This is a genomic window from Silvimonas iriomotensis, from assembly GCF_014645535.1.
GTDB lineage: Bacteria > Pseudomonadota > Gammaproteobacteria > Burkholderiales > Chitinibacteraceae > Silvimonas > Silvimonas iriomotensis.
In genome coordinates, this window is the sequence record NZ_BMLX01000006.1 from 111,516 (window position 1) to 128,591 (window position 17,076).

At 59.3% G+C, this 17,076-nt stretch carries 19 protein-coding genes; 10 read left to right on the forward strand and 9 right to left on the reverse strand.

Annotated features, from left to right (window positions below):
- Positions 1-74 precede the first annotated feature (74 nt).
- From purN to IEX57_RS17570, 4 genes are all read left to right on the forward strand, one after another.
- On the forward strand, positions 75-680 hold the full coding sequence (gene purN / locus IEX57_RS17555) for a phosphoribosylglycinamide formyltransferase (protein ID WP_188705970.1): 606 nt from the start codon (positions 75-77) through the stop codon (positions 678-680).
- Positions 677-1,900 (forward strand): DUF3108 domain-containing protein, encoded by a 1,224-nt coding sequence (locus IEX57_RS17560; protein WP_188705972.1) that lies wholly within the window; start codon positions 677-679, stop codon positions 1,898-1,900. Before purN ends, IEX57_RS17560 begins: the two co-directional genes overlap by 4 nt.
- Before the next feature lie 14 nt (positions 1,901-1,914).
- The gene (locus tag IEX57_RS17565) at positions 1,915-2,658 is read left to right on the forward strand and encodes a DUF3108 domain-containing protein (RefSeq protein ID WP_188705974.1); all 744 of its coding nucleotides are present in this window, start codon (positions 1,915-1,917) and stop codon (positions 2,656-2,658) included.
- A gap of 77 nt (positions 2,659-2,735) precedes the next feature.
- A complete protein-coding gene (locus IEX57_RS17570) occupies positions 2,736-4,103 on the forward strand; it encodes an RsmB/NOP family class I SAM-dependent RNA methyltransferase (protein ID WP_188705976.1) in 1,368 nt (455 codons plus the stop codon).
- A 69-nt stretch (positions 4,104-4,172) separates the two neighbouring features.
- On the opposite strand, the gene IEX57_RS17575 is transcribed toward IEX57_RS17570, so the two are convergent.
- The 8 genes from IEX57_RS17575 to IEX57_RS17610 all read right to left on the reverse strand — a co-directional run bounded on the left by IEX57_RS17575 (position 4,173) and on the right by IEX57_RS17610 (position 10,271).
- On the reverse strand, positions 4,173-4,385 hold the full coding sequence (locus tag IEX57_RS17575) for a hypothetical protein (protein WP_188705978.1): 213 nt from the start codon (positions 4,383-4,385) through the stop codon (positions 4,173-4,175).
- 395 nt (positions 4,386-4,780) lie between these two features.
- The gene (locus IEX57_RS17580) at positions 4,781-5,233 is read right to left on the reverse strand and encodes a ClpXP protease specificity-enhancing factor (RefSeq protein WP_188705980.1); all 453 of its coding nucleotides are present in this window, start codon (positions 5,231-5,233) and stop codon (positions 4,781-4,783) included.
- A gap of 72 nt (positions 5,234-5,305) precedes the next feature.
- On the reverse strand, positions 5,306-5,911 hold the full coding sequence (locus tag IEX57_RS17585) for a glutathione S-transferase N-terminal domain-containing protein (protein ID WP_184102717.1): 606 nt from the start codon (positions 5,909-5,911) through the stop codon (positions 5,306-5,308).
- A 204-nt stretch (positions 5,912-6,115) separates the two neighbouring features.
- Positions 6,116-6,889: a cytochrome c1 gene (locus tag IEX57_RS17590; protein ID WP_188705981.1), complete on the reverse strand. Its 774-nt coding sequence runs from the start codon at positions 6,887-6,889 to the stop codon at positions 6,116-6,118.
- 12 nt (positions 6,890-6,901) lie between these two features.
- Entirely contained in the window at positions 6,902-8,242 is a 1,341-nt protein-coding gene (locus tag IEX57_RS17595) for a cytochrome b (RefSeq protein ID WP_188705983.1), read from the reverse strand.
- Positions 8,243-8,268: 26 nt separating this feature from the next.
- On the reverse strand, positions 8,269-8,856 hold the full coding sequence (gene petA / locus IEX57_RS17600; protein ID WP_188705985.1) for a ubiquinol-cytochrome c reductase iron-sulfur subunit: 588 nt from the start codon (positions 8,854-8,856) through the stop codon (positions 8,269-8,271).
- A gap of 150 nt (positions 8,857-9,006) precedes the next feature.
- The gene (locus IEX57_RS17605; RefSeq protein ID WP_188705992.1) at positions 9,007-9,513 is read right to left on the reverse strand and encodes a hypothetical protein; all 507 of its coding nucleotides are present in this window, start codon (positions 9,511-9,513) and stop codon (positions 9,007-9,009) included.
- A gap of 5 nt (positions 9,514-9,518) precedes the next feature.
- Positions 9,519-10,271, reverse strand: coding sequence for a Nif3-like dinuclear metal center hexameric protein (locus IEX57_RS17610; protein ID WP_229709090.1), 753 nt, complete (start codon positions 10,269-10,271; stop codon positions 9,519-9,521).
- Between the two features lie 14 nt (positions 10,272-10,285).
- On the opposite strand from IEX57_RS17610, the gene IEX57_RS17615 reads away from it, so the two are divergent.
- A complete protein-coding gene (locus IEX57_RS17615; RefSeq protein ID WP_188705994.1) occupies positions 10,286-11,452 on the forward strand; it encodes a Do family serine endopeptidase in 1,167 nt (388 codons plus the stop codon).
- Between the two features lie 92 nt (positions 11,453-11,544).
- Here IEX57_RS17615 and IEX57_RS17620 read toward each other — a convergent pair whose 3' ends face one another.
- Positions 11,545-13,494: a monovalent cation:proton antiporter family protein gene (locus IEX57_RS17620; protein ID WP_308433882.1), complete on the reverse strand. Its 1,950-nt coding sequence runs from the start codon at positions 13,492-13,494 to the stop codon at positions 11,545-11,547.
- A 149-nt stretch (positions 13,495-13,643) separates the two neighbouring features.
- Between IEX57_RS17620 and IEX57_RS17625 the strand changes: the two genes are divergently transcribed.
- Genes IEX57_RS17625 through lptB form a run of 5 tightly spaced genes read left to right on the forward strand, consistent with a single transcriptional unit; the run spans position 13,644 to position 17,061 of the window.
- Positions 13,644-14,621 (forward strand): KpsF/GutQ family sugar-phosphate isomerase, encoded by a 978-nt coding sequence (locus IEX57_RS17625; protein WP_188705996.1) that lies wholly within the window; start codon positions 13,644-13,646, stop codon positions 14,619-14,621.
- A 22-nt stretch (positions 14,622-14,643) separates the two neighbouring features.
- On the forward strand, positions 14,644-15,162 hold the full coding sequence (kdsC, locus tag IEX57_RS17630; protein WP_188705998.1) for a 3-deoxy-manno-octulosonate-8-phosphatase KdsC: 519 nt from the start codon (positions 14,644-14,646) through the stop codon (positions 15,160-15,162).
- 9 nt (positions 15,163-15,171) lie between these two features.
- Positions 15,172-15,756, forward strand: coding sequence for an LPS export ABC transporter periplasmic protein LptC (gene lptC, locus IEX57_RS17635; RefSeq protein ID WP_188706000.1), 585 nt, complete (start codon positions 15,172-15,174; stop codon positions 15,754-15,756).
- Between the two features lie 28 nt (positions 15,757-15,784).
- A complete protein-coding gene (lptA, locus tag IEX57_RS17640; RefSeq protein ID WP_188706001.1) occupies positions 15,785-16,297 on the forward strand; it encodes a lipopolysaccharide transport periplasmic protein LptA in 513 nt (170 codons plus the stop codon).
- On the forward strand, positions 16,294-17,061 hold the full coding sequence (gene lptB, locus IEX57_RS17645; protein WP_188706003.1) for an LPS export ABC transporter ATP-binding protein: 768 nt from the start codon (positions 16,294-16,296) through the stop codon (positions 17,059-17,061). Before lptA ends, lptB begins: the two co-directional genes overlap by 4 nt.
- Positions 17,062-17,076 lie beyond the last annotated feature (15 nt).

Below are 17,076 nucleotides of genomic sequence, written 5' to 3' on the forward strand. Positions count from 1 at the left end.
ACAAGGCGTGAGGTGAAAACCCCGACGCACTGGTCTTTGCACCTCACTCCGCACCCCTTACGCCTCACCCACTTATGAAGAACATCGTCATTCTGGTTTCCGGTCGCGGCAGCAATATGCGCAAGATCGTCGAAGCCGCCATTCCCGGTGCGCGCATTGCCGCTGTCATCTCTAACCGTCCGACAGCTGAAGGGCTGACCTGGGCGGCTGAGCGCGACATTGCCACGGCCGCGCTGGATCACCGCAGCTTTGACAGCCGGGAAGCGTTTGACGCGGCATTGGCCACCCTGATCGACGGCTATGCGCCGGATCTGCTGGTGCTGGCCGGCTTCATGCGGATTCTCACGCCGGGGTTCGTCAATCATTACACCGGGCGCCTGATCAACGTTCACCCCTCGCTGTTGCCGGCCTTTACCGGCCTGAACACGCATCAGCGCGCCATTGATGAAGGCGTGAAACTGGCCGGCTGCACCATTCACTTTGTCACCGCTGAACTCGATCACGGCCCGATCATCGCGCAGGCGGCGGTAGCTGTGCAGGAAGACGACACCGCCGAGCGGCTGGCTGAGCGCGTGCTGCAAGAAGAACATCAACTTTACCCGCTGGCTGTACGCTGGTTTGTGGAAGACCGTCTGACAATCGAGGGCCAGCGCGTACGCGTGGGCCCGGCGCGCGCATGACCAAACGCCGCTGGCGCGCTCCCCACCTTTTGCTGACCATCGCCTTTGTGCTGTCGCTGCTGACGCACATTTTTTCTGCAACCGGCGATCTGATTTACGACTATCTGACCAACACCTCCCCGGACAAGCCTGACGAAAAACTGCGCAAACCTACGCGCACGCTCAAAAGCCAGGACTGGGAAGACGAGAAAAAACTGCCGGACGAACTGAAGAACATCAAGCGTCCGGAGATCCAGACCGTATGGTTTGCGCCCAAAGCCCCGCCCAAACCCGCGGTTGTAGCCCAAGCCGCCCCGACACCCACGCCGACGCCCAGACCTGCCCCCAGACGCAAGCCGAAACCTGCGACCCAACTGGCCAGCGCCACTGCCAGTGCGCCTGTGGCCAGCGCGGTGCAAATAGCCAGCGGTGCCGCATCCGCCCCGCAATCCTGGTTTGGCAACGCCAGCGCCCCGGCGCAGGCCAGTGCGGTTGCGATCGCCTCGGCACCTGTTCGTCAGGCCAGCGCGGCCTCTGCCGTAGCAGTCGCCCGCGCCTCGGGCCCGGCTGCCGTGCCGTCAGTCAACGCGGCCTTCCCCAAGGTGGTTCATATCACCTATCGCTGGAAGGGCTTCCCCGCCAGACTGACCTGGACCGCGGGCGACGGGCGCTATGCACTCGACATCGGCGCGTCCATGTTGGGGCGCAGCCGCGTCTTTAGCAGCGTCGGCACCATCAGCAAGCGCGGGCTGGCGCCGGATCGCTTTAGCGACACCCGTGACGGCAAGTTGCAGAACGAAGCGCTGTTTGACTGGTCGGAACAAAAATTCGTGCTGCACGATGGCGACAAAACCATTGAAGGGCCGCTGCAACCGGGCGACCAGGATCTGTTCTCCGCCGCATTCCAGTTCGCCCTTCAAGGCGCCAGCATGCCTTCGTTTACGTTCTCGCTGGCCAGCGGCCGCAAGATCTATCCGAATGTGGCGTTCCAGATCATGGGCGAGAAAACGCTGCGTCTGTCCGGCAAGGATGTTGATGCCATTTTGCTGCGCGGCACGTTTGAAGACCGCGTGTTTGATTTCTGGCTGGCCCCGCAATGGCACAACCTGCCGGTGCGCATGATTCTGAACGCGGGCAAGGACACTTATGATGTGTTTGCCAGCGATATCGACGCCGACGGCAAAACGCTGCTGGAATCCCCCACGCCCGGCCTGGAACAACAGCGCGGCCCGCGTGGCTGAACAAGGATGAATTCATGAAGCGACACCTGTTTTCTGTATTGCTTGTGCTGTTTGCGCTGGTAACCCTGCCCGTGCAGGCGGCCGATGTGCCGGTGCGCCCGGCGAAGGATTTCCCGCATGATCTGGCGATCACCTATGTCTACCACGGTCTGCCGATCCCCATGCGGCTGAACTGGCAGGTGCAAGACGATCGGTACTCGCTCAAGCTCGGCGCCAACCTGTTTGGCCGCACCCGTGCGTTTACCAGCGATGGCCGGCTGACCAAAAACGGGCTGGCGCCAGAACATTTCACCGACGTGCGTGATGGCAAACTGCAGAACGAAGCCACATTTGACTGGGCCAACCACCAGATCACGCTGCATGACGGCGACAAAACCAGCACTGAAACGCTGGATAAAGGCACCCAGGATCTGTTCTCTACCGCGTTCCAGTTCGCCATTGGCGGGGTGCGCAACCAGAACTTCAGTTTTTCCATGGTCAGCGGCCGCAAGATTTACCCCAACGTCGCCTTTGAGGTACAAGGGGAGAAGAACTGGCGCGTTGGTGGCCAGGTGGTCAAGGTCATCTTGTTGCGCGGTACGTTTGAAGATCGCGTATTTGATTTCTGGCTGGCCCCGCAATGGTCTAACCTGCCTGTAAGAATGATCTTCAACCTGGGCAATGATGCACCGCTGGATTTGTGGGCGACGGAGATCACCATAGACGGCAAGTCGGTGCTGGATGCGCCGGCACCAACGGATTCGCCCGGCAAGGATTAACCCCACCGGTTTCTGGCCGTAGCGTGCGGTTGCTCCGCTGCGGCTTTTTGCAAAATTACACGATCAAGTCAAACAACATGCTGCTTACCTCTGTCCAGTTCAACGCCGTGCTCGACGCGCTTGAACAAATCCTGCCCTTCACCGCCCCCGCCGACGTGTGCATGTCGCGCCTGTTTCGCGAGCACAAAAAACTGGGCGCGCGTGACCGCAGCATCATCGCCGAGACGGTATTCGGTGTACTGCGCGCCCTGCCCAAACTGAAATGGATTGCCGGCGAATACGCAGGCGCGCGCCTGTGGTTGCTGGCCTGGCATTCGGCGGTAGAAAAGCGCACGCTCAAAGAGCTGGCCACGTTCTACCGGGAAGACCAGCTGGAACTGGCCAAGGAATGGAAAGCCAAAAACCTGGCCGACGCCCCGCTGGCCGTACGTGCCGGTTTCCCGCAATGGATTGTGGATGCGCTCTTCGCCGAAGGCCGCAGCGAAGCGGAAGTCCTGGAACTGGGCCTGGGCCTGGGCCAGCCGGCACCGCTGGATTTGCGCGCCAACCTGCTGAAAACCAAGCGCGATGCGTTGCTGGAACAACTGCGCGCCGAACACTTCCAGGCCGAACCCACGCCCTATTCACCGTGGGGGATTCGCCTTGGCGGCAAGCCGGCACTCTCGCGCCACCCGGGTTTTCTGGGCGGCTTGTATGAAGTACAGGATGAGGGCAGCCAGTTGCTGACGCTGCTGGCTGGCGTGCGCCGCGGCCAGATGGTGACCGACTTCTGCGCCGGTGCCGGTGGCAAGACATTGGCATTGGGTGCCCAGATGCAGTCGACTGGCCGTCTGTATGCGTTTGATGTGTCTGAAAAGCGTCTGGCTAACCTCAAGCCGCGCCTGGCACGTTCGGGCTTGTCCAACGTGCAATCGCAACTGATCGCCTCTGAGAACGACCAGAAGATCAAGCGCCTCGCTGGCAAGATGGACGCCGTGCTGGTTGATGCACCCTGCTCGGGCCTGGGTACACTGCGCCGCAACCCGGACCTGAAATACCGTCAGTCGCTGGCATCGGTGGCTGAACTCAATGCCAAGCAAGCATCCATTCTTGCCTCCGCTGCCCGCCTTGTGAAAACCGGCGGCCGTCTGGTGTATGCCACCTGCAGTATTCTGGAAGCGGAAAACGGCGTTATCGTTGACACCTTCCTGGCCACCCACCCGGAATTCGAACGCGTTGATGTCCGTACACTGCTGGCCAAAGAGAAAATTGATCTGCCGCTAGACGGCCCGGACCTGCGCATGACCCCGGTCAAGCATGGTACCGACGGCTTCTACGCCGCGGTACTGCAACGCCGCACGCTGGCCGCCGTGGCGGAAGAAGTCGAGGCCGCCCAGGCCGACACTGGCGCAGACAATGAAGGCCAGGCAGAAATTGCTGCCGCCGCTGCCGCCAGCGAATCCTGAGTTTGCTGCGCCCAGCAAAAAGCCCCGGCATGCCGGGGCTTTTTCATGTCTGTCGCAAGGAAGATCGCGTTATTCAACGATCAGGGTCAGGTCAGCGACCTTTTCCATGCGGGAGTTACCCGGGCCCCAGCACACCTTGGCGCGGCCGCCCACCTGGTACATCACAATACCGTCAACCTGTTCCGGACCTACCAGGCCGCCAGCACGGTTCACACGCATGTTCGGCTCCAGCTTGACGTCGTCAGAACCAATCTTGCCAAAAAACGAGATGCTGATACTCATGGTAGTTCTCCTTCAGGGCGACTTATTCAATGACTTCATCATACATCAAATGTAGTTTGACTACGTAACTAAATTTCATACGTTTATCGGAAAAACTACACCATTGGTTCGCCACAAAATCGATCACCGATCATTTTTATTTATTTATTCTTTATAAATCAATATATTGAAAACAATAAAAACAGAACCCATGCAGATAAATGGTTTGAAAATGTAGTTATAAAACAAAACAACGCGATCAAATTTACAAAAAAGACTCTATTTGGTGCATTGTTACATGAAAATGAAGGCGCCCTGCCCCAGATTGGGCCACGCGCAGGCAGCCCGGCGCATCTGCCGCAGACAACAAAAAACCCCGTCCGGCTGGACGGGGTTTTTGACCTGGCTGATACGGCTTACTTGACCACACGCAAGTGCGAACGGCCTGCCGGCGGACGCGGCGGCTCGTCGTCGTCATCGCCATCATGCCGGGCAGCCTCATGACTGGCAGGCGTGGCTTGCAAGGTGCTGTTGGCCACCGGTGCTTCTTCGGGCGGTGCTTCATACTCAAAGCCCATGCCCTCGCCGTTTTCGCGCGAGAAGATCGACACCACGGCACCCACCGGGATCATGATGTCGCGAGAGACACCATTGAAACGGGCCGAGAACGACACATAGTCATTACCCAGATTGAGATTGCGCGTAGCGTTGTAGCTGATGTTCAGTACGATCTCACCATTTTTCACGTACTCCATCGGTACCTGCATTTCGCCACGCACGGCGACCACCAGGTAAGGCGTGAAATCATGATCCGAGCACCATTCGTGAATAGCGCGGATCAGGTAGGGTTTGGTCGACACAGAAGACATGAATGTACCCCGACGGTCTGCAAAACGACAGGGCCGCCAGCGACGGCGGCCCGCATCATTCACATTCTATGTTTATTTGCGCATCGCTTTTTCGTTGGCAGTCAACGAATCGATGAACGCTTGACGGCTGAACAGACGCTCGCCGTACTTGAGGATGGAAGCCAGCGGCTTGGTCACTTCAATGCCGTAGTGCTCAAAGCGCCACAGCAGCGGGGCAATGGCTACGTCCAGCATGGAGAACTCTTCGCCCAGCATATACTTTTGCTTGGCAAACAGCGGCGCAATCTGGGTCAGGTTGTCGCGAATGGTGACGCGAGCGGTGTCCTGGGCCTTCTTGGTTGCGGTGCCGTCTTCCAGTGTCTTGACGTGCACGAACAGTTCACGCTCGAAGTTGAACAGCATCAGGCGGGCGCGGGCACGCATGACCGGGTCAACCGGCATCAGTTGCGGATGCGGGAAGCGCTCATCAATGTATTCATTGATGATATTGGATTCATACAAAGTCAGATCGCGTTCAACCAGCACCGGAACTTCGTTGTACGGGTTCATCACCGCGAGGTCTTCCGGCTTGCTATGCACATCGACGTCGATAATCTCGAAATCCATGCCTTTTTCAAACAACACAATACGGCAACGGTGGCTGAACGGGCAGGACGTGCCGGAATACAGCTTCATCATGGGCGGGTTTCTCCGGAATGCAGTAACGCAAAACGTTAAATTGTAAAGATTTTGTTGATACAAAGCCAGAAATTGCTTGATAAGCCGTTGATTGAAAATACAAATACCAGCAAATCAAAACGCAACAATCCAGTGGCGCAGCCCCGCCTCACACAAAAGAAAAACGGAGCCGCAGCTCCGCTTTTTCTTTTGTGCACAAGACACTTAGTGCTCGACATCTTTCCAGTAGTCTTTCTTGAGCAGATAGACCAGCGGGAACAGTACGAACAAGAGGAACAACAGCACGGCATAGCCAATCTGTTCGCGGTGGATCTGGGCAGGCTCGCTCATGTACACCATGAAGTTCACCAGGTCACCCACGCGCTTGTCGTACTCGGCGGCATCAACCTTGTCGCCATCCAGCCGGGTTAACAAGCCGGTTTTTTCCAGCTTCAGGCCCACCAGGGTTTCCACGTCCTTGCCATTGACCTTTTCCGCCTTGTACACCGGCACCTGAATGCCTTGCAGCTCCCACAGCACGTGCGGCATGCCAACCTTGTCAAAAATGGCATTGTTCCAGCCGGTCGGGCGTGTGTCGTCGCGGTAGAAAGAGCGCAGGTAGGTATACAACCAGTCCGCGCCACGGGCACGGGCCTCGACCGAAAGATCAGGCGGTGCAGCACCCAGCCAGACCTTGGCGTCATTGGCCTGCATGGCAACGCGCATTGGACTGCCGACCTTGTCCGTGGTGAACATCAGGTTCTTTTTGATCTGGTCTTCAGTCAGGCCCAGGTCGGTCAGCCGGTTGTAGCGCAGCAGCGCAGCGCCGTGACAGGACAAGCAATAGTTGGTAAAGGTCTGGGCGCCGCGCTGCAGTGATTCGACATCCTGCAGGTTGACCGGGGCTTTATCCAGTGCCGGGCCACCTTCTTCGGCAAATGCTGTCAAGGGCAGGCACAGCACTGCAGCAACAAGCAAAGCTCGCAGATTCAGTTTCATGTGCGGTTGTCCTTAGATCACTTTGGCAAAGAGTGCGGCCAGCACGAAAGTGATTGCCACGTAAATGAAGAAGCGGACCTTCTGCTGTGTCGTACCGTTGGTCGTCCGCTCGGGCACCGGCTTGTAGCTGTCCATTTTTGTGTAGAACGGCATACCAAGGAAAAAGCCGAAATAGATCACCGACAAAATGCGCGAGACCAGGGTGCGCGTGTCATCTGGCGGCAAGGTGCCCAGAATACCCAGACCAATAAAAGCCACCAGGAACAGCACCACGGCGGTCTTGAAGAACGGCCCGCGGTAGCGGATCGATTTGACCGGCGCCCGATCCAGCCACGGCAGCAACGCTATCAGCACCACCGCCGCGCCCATGGCCAGCACACCCCAGACTTGCGTGCCAAGGAACGAAGGCACCGCGCGCAAGATGGCGTAGAACGGCGTGAAGTACCACACCGGCGCAATATGCGGCGGGGTCTTGAGCGGATCAGCCGGAATGAAATTGTTGTCTTCAAGGAAGTAACCAAACATGTTGGGCTTGAAGAACACAATGGTGCTGAACACGATCAGGAACACCACCACGCCGACAATATCCTTGACCGTGTAATGCGGGTGCATGGGTACGCTATCGAGCGGGATGCCGGTTTTCGGGTCTTTGTGTTTCTTGATGTCCACACCGTCCGGGTTGTTGGAGCCCACTTCGTGCAGCGCGATCAGGTGCGACACCACCAGCGCCAGCAAGACCAGCGGCACGGCGATGACGTGCAGGGCGAAGAAGCGGTTGAGCGTGGCGTCTGACACCACATAGTCGCCACGGATGAACTCGGACAGGCTTTGGCCGATCACCGGGATCGACGAGAACAGGTTCACGATCACCTGGGCGCCCCAGAACGACATCTGGCCCCACGGCAGCAAATAGCCAAGGAACGCTTCTGCCATCAGGCACAAAAACACCAGCGAACCGAACACCCAGATCAGTTCACGCGGTTTCTGGTAAGAGCCATACACCAGACCACGGAACATGTGCAGGTAGACCACGACGAAGAACATCGAGGCGCCGGTGGAGTGCATGTAGCGGATGATCCAGCCGCCCGCCACGTCACGCATGATGTATTCGACCGAATTGAACGCCACCGAGATGCTGGTGCCCGGAATCAGCGAACCATCCGGTTTGTAGTTCATGGTCAGGAAAATGCCGGTCACGATCTGGATCACCAGCACCAGCAGGGCCAGCGAACCGAAGAAGTACCAGAAATTGAAATTCTTGGGCGCGTAGTACTCCGACATCTGCGCCTTCCAGGTTGCCGTCAGCGGAAAGCGATCGTCTACCCAGTTAAGTAGCTGTTGTGCTTTGCTCATGTCTGAAGCCTCTGTAGAGGTGCCGGTTATTTGGTTTCTTCGCCGATACGCAGACTGGTGTCGGTGAGGAATTTATAAGGTGGGATCGGCAGGTTCAGGGGCGCCGGCACACCGGAATAGACGCGACCGGCAAGGTCGTACTTCGAGCCATGACAGGGGCAGTAATAGCCACCCAGCCAGTCTGCGCCAAGGTCAGCCGGCGCAATGTCAGGGCGGTAGGTCGGAGAACAGCCCAGGTGGGTACAGACGCCCGTAGCCACCCAGATCTCTGGCTTGAGAGAGCGCCATTCGTTATGGGCGTAATCGGGCTGGTCGCTGGAGTCTGATTTGGGATCGGACAGTTTGCCGTCCAGCTTGGGCAGATTGTCGAGCATTTCCTTGGTGCGTTTGACAACCCAGACCGGCTTGCCACGATACTCGACATCGATCTTCTGGCCCATTTCGAGCTTGCTGATGTCTACTTCGACCGGAGCGCCGGCCGCCTTGGCGCGCTCGGAGGGCAGAAAACTGGCAACAAAGGGTGTTGCTATTCCTGCAACAGCGACTGCCCCTGCCCCACTACTGGCCAGAAGCAGAAATCGCCGTTTACCGCTATCAACGTGCTGGTCACTCATAACCCCATCCCTGACAAATTATTGGAAATGGAACGCAAGAAACAAAGACCAGGCCACACTGCAGCTGGGTTGTGGCCAATGCTGCTTGTAAGACGCCAGAAATTCTACCCGACGTGCGGCTTAACTAAAAGCCGCATGTACAACAATGGCTTACCAGCCACTATTGGTGTTGTAACCAGCCAGTTCTTTTGAAAGTTTGTCGGCTACAACACTGGTGACTTCTGCAACGCGCTCCCTGGCCGTTCCAGGATAGCTGACTTGAAAGACTCTTGCCGAAAGATTCAGCCCTTTGCTGGTCGGGCTCAACAAATACAGCATTCGTGCTTCCGTGGGCTGGCTTGCGTTGGGAACACTTTCCGCAAACTCGACCTTCATGCTGGAACGACTGCGCACACTCATGCCTTTGCCAGTCCGGAACTTCACGATGTCATCAAGGATGGCCTGGGGTTTGCGGCCGGTGATGAGTACGGTTGGCGTCGGGCCGGGGGCGGGCAGCTTTGTTTCTGGTGCCGGCGCACCTGCTGTTGTCTTGCCTGCAGTACCCGCACCCGTTTCGCCCGGGGGCGTGGCGCAGGCGGCGAGCAAAAGCGGGCAGATCAGCGCGGCGGCTCGCGCAGCATGCAGGGAAAATATCTTGGGCAAATTGATCTGGGACAAATTCTTCATACCGGGTTGGGAACTTCAAGGTGAATGACATCGAGATCGAAGCGCTCCGCCAGATGATCGCCCAGGGCGCGCACGCCGCCACGCTCCGTGGCATGGTGGCCGGCGGCCAGATAGGTCACGCCGGACTCTGCCGCCAGGTGGGTGACAAATTCAGAGCTCTCACCCGATACAAAACAATCTATATCAAGCGTTGCGGCTTCGTGGAAGAAACTCTGCGCGCCACCGGTACACCAGCCAATGCGCCGAATCTCGCGTTCGGCCGGCCCCAGGATCAGCGGAACCCGGCCAGTGGCCGATTCCAGCCGGTTTGCCAGCTGGCGCACGGTCACGGGGGCGGTCAATGTGCCGACCGCGCCCAGCATCTGGTCGCCGAAAAAGGTGTCGGCGCTCACACCCATCAATTGCCCCAGCGTTGCGTTATTACCGACCTCCGGATGCGCATCAAGCGGCAGATGGTAAGCAAAGAGGTTAAGATCAGCAGCGAGCAAAGCGGCGATCCGCGCCTTTTTGGTCCGGACAATGGATTGCGCCTCGCCTTTCCAGAAAAACCCGTGGTGCACCAGCAACGCATCCGCACCCGCTTCGATCGCAAGTTCGATGGCAGCAAGGCTTGCAGTCACCGCCGTCGCCAGCCGGGCAACCGGCTCACGGCCTTCAACCTGCAGGCCGTTGGGACAATAATCCCGAAAGCGCGATACGGATAAATATTGTTCGATATACTTTTCCAGTACCTGTCTGTTCACCGGCATTGAACCGCGTTCCTATGAAAAAACTCTGGTTGATTTTCGCACAAACCACTACCGTCGGGCTTGCGATCTGGTTCCTTGCCACGATCCTGCATCCTGAGTGGCTACCGCAACGCGCGATCCACGATGTGGTGACTTTGCGCGAAGGTAAAACGGCCTCTGCACCGCAGAGCGTCGCGGCGTCGGCCACGGCGGCGCATGTGGTCACCAGCTACAGCAGCGCGGCCCATCGCGCCATGCCGGCCGTGGTGAACATCTACACCTCCAAGGAAGTGCGTTCATCCCGCCACCCCATGCTGAACGATCCGGCATTCCGCCGCTTCTTTGGCAATGACGATGCCCAACGCGCTTCCAGCCTGGGTTCTGGCGTAATCGTGTCGGACAAGGGGTACATCATCACCAACAACCACGTGGTCGAGTCTGCCGACGAGATCGAAGTGGCGCTGGCAGACGGGCGCACCGCCGAGGCCAAGGTGGTGGGCGCAGATCCGGACACCGATCTGGCCGTGATCAAGGTTGACGAAGGCATCTTGCCGCCCATTGCCTTTGCCGACACCGACAAGCTGCAAGTCGGCGACGTGGTGCTGGCGATCGGCAACCCGTTTGGCGTGGGGCAGACCGTGACCATGGGCATTGTCTCTGCGCTGGGCCGCTCGCAACTGGGCATCAATACATTCGAGAACTTCATCCAGACCGATGCGCCAATCAATCCGGGTAATTCCGGCGGTGCCCTCGTGGATACCGATGGCAATCTGGTCGGGATCAATGCGGCGATCTATTCACAGTCTGGCGGCTCGCTGGGGATCGGGTTTGCCATTCCGGCCTCGACCGTCAAACAGGTCATGGAAGCCATCATCAAGGATGGCAAGGTGACGCGCGGCTGGCTGGGGGTCGAGGCCCAGGATGTCACGCCGGAACTGGCGGCCAGCTTCAAGCTCAAGCAGGCGCACGGCGCGCTGATTGCGGGCGTGGTCCGCGGCAGCCCGGCTGAAAAATCCGGCATCAAACCGGGTGATATCTTGCTGTCGGTGGCGGGCAAGGACATTCAGGATTCGTCCGCCATGCTCAATGAAGTGGCCGCACTCAAGCCCGATGAAACCGCGCCGATGCATCTGTTCCGCAACGGCAAGGACATTACGCTGGATGTGAAGATCGGCCGCCGGCCACGGATTGCCCAGCGTTAAAACCGCCGCGCCGTTCAGTATCCGCATCAAGTATCAAACAAAAAGCCGCAGCGAAACCGCTGCGGCTTTTTGTTGGCCGAATACCGCGTGGCTTAGCGTCGACCACCGCCCAGCAACAGCATTTCTGCGGCAGAGAGGTTCTCCGGCTCGCCCAGCAACACCAGCACGTCACCTTCTTGCAGTTCCATTTCAGGCTCCGGGACTGATGCCGGCAAGTTGGTGCGGCGCAGGTTCTTGACCTCCACATGCATGGCATCCAGATCAAGCTCTGCCAGTTTGCGGCCAATGGCTGATGCGCCCTTGATCAGGTGCACGCTGTGCAGGCGCGGTTGCGAGCGCTCGGCGCCTTCCAGGTCATCGTTCACACTGCGGAAGAAGCCACGGAACATCTGATAGCGCGCCTCCCGCACTTCACGGATGCGCTTGAGCACACGGTTCAGCGGCGTGCCCAGCAGCATCAGCGTGTGCGACGCCAGCATCAAACTGCCTTCCAGGATTTCGGCCACCACTTCTGCGGCGCCGGCCGCCTTGAGTTTGTCGATATCCGACTCATCATAAGTGCGCACAATCACCGGCAGGTCCGGCCGCAATTGCTTGGCCAGTTCCAGAATCTGCAAGGCTGAATGGGTATCGGCATAGGTCACCACCAGCGCCCGCGCCCGCATCAGGCCGGCAGCCAGCAATACCTCGCGCTTGGCCGCATCGCCATACACTACGGAATCTCCCGCCGCGCCGGCTTCACGCACGACTTCCGGGTCCAGATCCAGTGCGAAGAACGGGATACTTTCTTGCGACAGCAAGCGGGCCAGCGACTGGCCGCTGCGGCCATAACCGCACAACACCACATGGCCCTGGGCGCCCATGGAGCGCACGGCAATCAGGTGCAGGTTGGCCGCCATGTTCATCCATTCAGAACTGGCCAGGCGCAACACCAGCTTGTCGCTGTGCTGGATTACAAACGGGGTCGCCAGCATGGATAGCACAATCCCGGCGATGGTCGCTTGCTGCAATTCAACGGAAATCAGGCCATTACTGGCCGACAGCGCCAGCAACACAAAGGCAAACTCGCCGCCCTGCCCCAAGGTAAACCCGGTGCGCAGACTCGGGCCTGGCGCAGAGCCAAACAACCGGGCCAGCCCGGCGATCAGCATCATCTTGCCCGGCCCCATCAGCGCCAGGACAACCAGGACCAGCCACCACTGGCGCAGCAGGGTGTGGAAATCCAGCGCCATGCCGACCGTGACAAAGAACAGCCCCAGCAGCAGGTCACGGAACGGCCGGATATCGTCTTCCACCTGATAGCGGTATTGGGTCTCGGCAATCAGCATGCCGGCCAGGAACGCACCCAGCGCCATCGACAACCCGGCCAGATCGGTCAGCCAGGCAATCCCCAGCGTGATGAACAGCAGATTGATCATGAAGAGTTCGCTGGAGTGCTGGCGCGCCACCAGATTGAACCAGGGGCGCATCAGCTTCTGGCCCAGGTACAGCAGCAAGAACAGCACAACGCCGATCTTGAGCACCGCCAGCCCCAGCGCGTAGAACATCTCGCCAGGCGGCCGGCTCAGCGCGGGGGTCATGATCAGCATGGGCACCACCGCCAGATCCTGGAACAGCAGCACGCCCACCGCGTTCAGCCCATGTGGGGCATTCAACTCATTGCGCTCTGCCAGGAGCTTGGACACCATGGCGGTAGAGGACATCGCCAGCGCGCCGCCCAGCGCCATGCCGGTTTTCCAGTCGCCGCCGCCGATCAGCGTTACCGCGCAGACCAGCAAGGCCGTGGCCAGCACCTGGGTGAAGCCCAGGCCGAATACCACTTTACGCATTGCCATCAGCCGGGCGAGGTTAAATTCCAGGCCCAGGGTAAACATGAGGAACACCACGCCGAATTCAGCAAGATGTTCCGCGCCGGTCGAGGTATCGATAAATCCGAGCGCGTGCGGGCCGATCAACATGCCCACCACCAGATAACCCAGCATGGCCGGCAGTTTCAGACTCCGGCACGCAACAACCGTCAGGACGGCTGCGGCCAGCAGCAAAAGAAGCGATGAGAGGTGAATGGTGGCTCCCGGCGGCGCTGGTTAACGAAAGAAGGGACACTGAGTATAGCTAAACAGCATACCGGCCAGCCTGTCTTGTCACAACGTCGCTAGCAGTTTTCGTGCCCGGTCTTTTATACTTGATCACCATGACATCTACAGATCTCACCCGTTTTCTGGATCGCGCCCGGCATGTACTGTCGATCGAGGCCACCGCGATCGGGAACATCGCCAGCAAACTTGATGCTGCTTTTGGCCAGGCCTGCGCGCTGATGCTGGCCTGCCAGGGCCGCATTGTCGTGACCGGCATGGGCAAATCCGGGCACATTGCCCGCAAGATTGCCGCGACCATGTCCAGCACCGGTTCACCCGCACTGTTCCTGCATCCGGCCGAGGCCGCGCACGGTGATCTGGGCATGATCACTGCCAATGATGTGGTCCTTGCGCTCTCCTATTCAGGGGAGTCCGACGAACTGCTGACCATTCTGCCCAGTATCAAGCGCCTGGGCGTACCGCTGATCGCCATGACCGGCAACGCCAAATCCACGCTCGCCCGTGAAGCGCAGATCTGGCTGGATTCCTCGGTCGAACAGGAAGCCTGCCCGCTCAACCTGGCCCCCACCGCCAGCACCACCGTGGCCTTGGCGCTGGGCGATGCCCTGGCGGTAGCCATGCTGGAAGAACGTGATTTCAGTGCAGAAGACTTTGCCCATTCACACCCCGGCGGCAGCCTGGGCCGGCGCTTGCTGGTGCGCGTCAGCGATGTGATGCGCCAGGGTGACGAGTTGCCGATGGTGCAGCTGGACACCCCGCTGCGCGACGCGCTGATGGAGATCAGCCGTAAAGGGCTGGGGATGACGGCTGTGATGGACGATCAGAACCGGCTGGCTGGTATTTTTACCGATGGCGACCTGCGCCGCGCCCTGGACCGGGGCGTTGACGTGCACCAGACCCGTGTACTTGAAGTCATGACACGCAACCCCATCACCATAGAAGCGGGCAAACTGGCTGCCGAAGCCGTCCGCATCATGGAAGAACGCCGAATCGGCGCCCTGCTGGTCACCACGGGTGGCCAACTCAGTGGTGCCTTGAACATGCACGATCTGCTGCGCGCCCGCGTGGTCTGACCGGCAAGAAACAGGACAAACAATGAATTCGCAAGCCGCAACCGCCGTGCGCCTGATGATTTTTGACGTAGATGGCGTCATGACCGACGGCAGCCTGTACTACACCGATGCCGGCGAGGAACTGAAAGCCTTCAACTCGCTGGACGGACACGGCATCCGCATGCTGCAGGACAGCGGCGTCAAGGTGGCCATCATTACCGGCCGCAAATCAAAACTGGTGGAACACCGCGCCCGCAATCTGGATATCGAACTCTTGTATCAGGGTGCCAGCGACAAACTGGCCACCTTTGCCGAACTGCTCGAAAAAACCGGCCTGACCCAGGAACAATGCGGCTACATGGGCGATGACGTGATCGATCTGCCGGTCATGCGCCGCGTGGCATTTGCCATTTCGGTGCCGGATGCGCCACACATTGTGCGCAGCAACGCCCACTATGTGACCGATGCACGCGCCGGGCACGGTGCAGTGCGCGAAGCCTGTGAAACCATCATGCAGGCCCAGGGCACGTTCGATGGCATCATGGCCTGGTATCTTCGGTAAGGACGTTTTGTGAACCGTTTGTCTTCGCGACTTCTGCCAGTTGTACTCATCCTTTTCCTGGCCTTGCTGGTCTGGGGCCTGAACACGGCCGCCACACTGCCTGCGCTGAATGACAAGCGCCTTGCCAACGAGCCCAACCTGATCGCCGAGCACTCGCATACCGTGCGCTTTAACGACAAAGGGCAGCCCTATCAGCGCCTGGATGCCGATAAAGCCAGCCATTACGAAGAAAATGACTCGGCCTGGTTCGAAAACCCGCACCTGGTCTCGACCATTCCCGGACAGCCCCGCGTTGATCTGGTCACCACCCGCGTACAGTCCATCAACCGCGGCGACAAGTTCTGGGCGCCCGATCCTGTAACCGTGACCCGCCAGCCGGATGAAAAACATGCCGAGATGGTCGTCAAGGGCTCGCAGGTCTGGTATCAACCCAAACCGGGCCTGGCCTGGTCCGAGGCGCCTGTCGTAGCGGACATGGGCAGCAACTATCACGCCAACGGGGTCGGCTTTCAGGCAGACATCACTGATCAGACCCTTCTTCTCAAATCCAGAGTGAGCACCCTTTATGTCCCTGCGCCACGCAGCAGCAAATAGCGCCCTTTTCGCCAGCCTGGCGCTGGCCATGGCTGTCGCATTTGCCTCGACCGCCGACCGCGAGAAACCGCTCAAGGTCGAGGCCGATTCGGCCACGTACGACCAGAAAACCAATACCGGCGTGTACACGGGCAACGTGATCGTGACGCAAGGCTCCATGACGCTGCGCTCTGACAAACTGACCGTGCACCAGGATGCCGACGGCATGCAGTATTCGCAAGGCGACGGCCGCCCGGTGAAATTCCGCCAGCAAGCCGACGATGGCGAATGGGTTGACGCCGAGTCCCTGCACTATGACTACAACCAGAAAACCGGCTTTCTGGTGCTGACCAACAAGGCCTGGGTACGCAAGGGCCAGAACGAGGTGTTCGGTGATGTCATCACCTACAACCTCAACACGGACCAGTACTCGGCCACCAGCAACAAAACCGGTGCAGGCCGGGTCAACGTGACCATTGTGCCCAAGAAGAAGGACGCCAGCGCCCCGGCCACGAAGCCGGCAGCCGCTGCGGCCAGCGATACCACAAGCGAGAAACAATGAGCGCCACTCCGACTCCCAACGGCCCCGTGACCCAGCCGCTGACCGCCTCCCTGAACGCCACTGGCCTGATGAAGCGTTATCGCAAGCGCACGGTCGTGCGTGATGTGTCGATCCGCGTTGATGCCGGCGAAGTTGTTGGTTTGCTGGGCCCTAATGGCGCCGGCAAAACCACCAGCTTTTACATGATCGTGGGCATGGTCGCGGCCGATGGCGGCCAGATCAGCCTCAACGGTCAGGACATCAGCCGTCTGCCCATGCATGAACGCGCGCAACTGGGTCTGGGCTATCTGCCGCAGGAAGCCTCCATCTTTCGCAAGATGACCGTGGCGCAAAACATCCTGGCCGTGCTGGAACTCAGAGAGAAAAACGCCGCGCGCCGGGCCGAGCGTCTGGAAGAGCTGTTGCATGAGCTGCACATTGCCCACCTGCGCGATAGCGGTGCCATGAGCCTGTCTGGTGGCGAGCGCCGCCGTGCCGAAATCGCCCGGGCGCTGGCGGCTGATCCGCGCTTCATTTTGCTGGATGAACCGTTCGCCGGCGTCGATCCGATCGCGGTGATGGATATCCAGCGCATCATTGCCTACCTGCGTGACCGCGGTATTGGCGTGTTGATTACCGATCACAACGTGCGTGAAACGCTGGGCATTTGTGATCGCGCCTACATCATTTCAGAAGGTGCGGTCATGGCCTCGGGCCACCCGGCCGAAATCATCGCCAACGAACAGGTACGCAAGGTGTACCTGGGCGAACACTTCCGGATGTAACGCGTATGTCCGCCG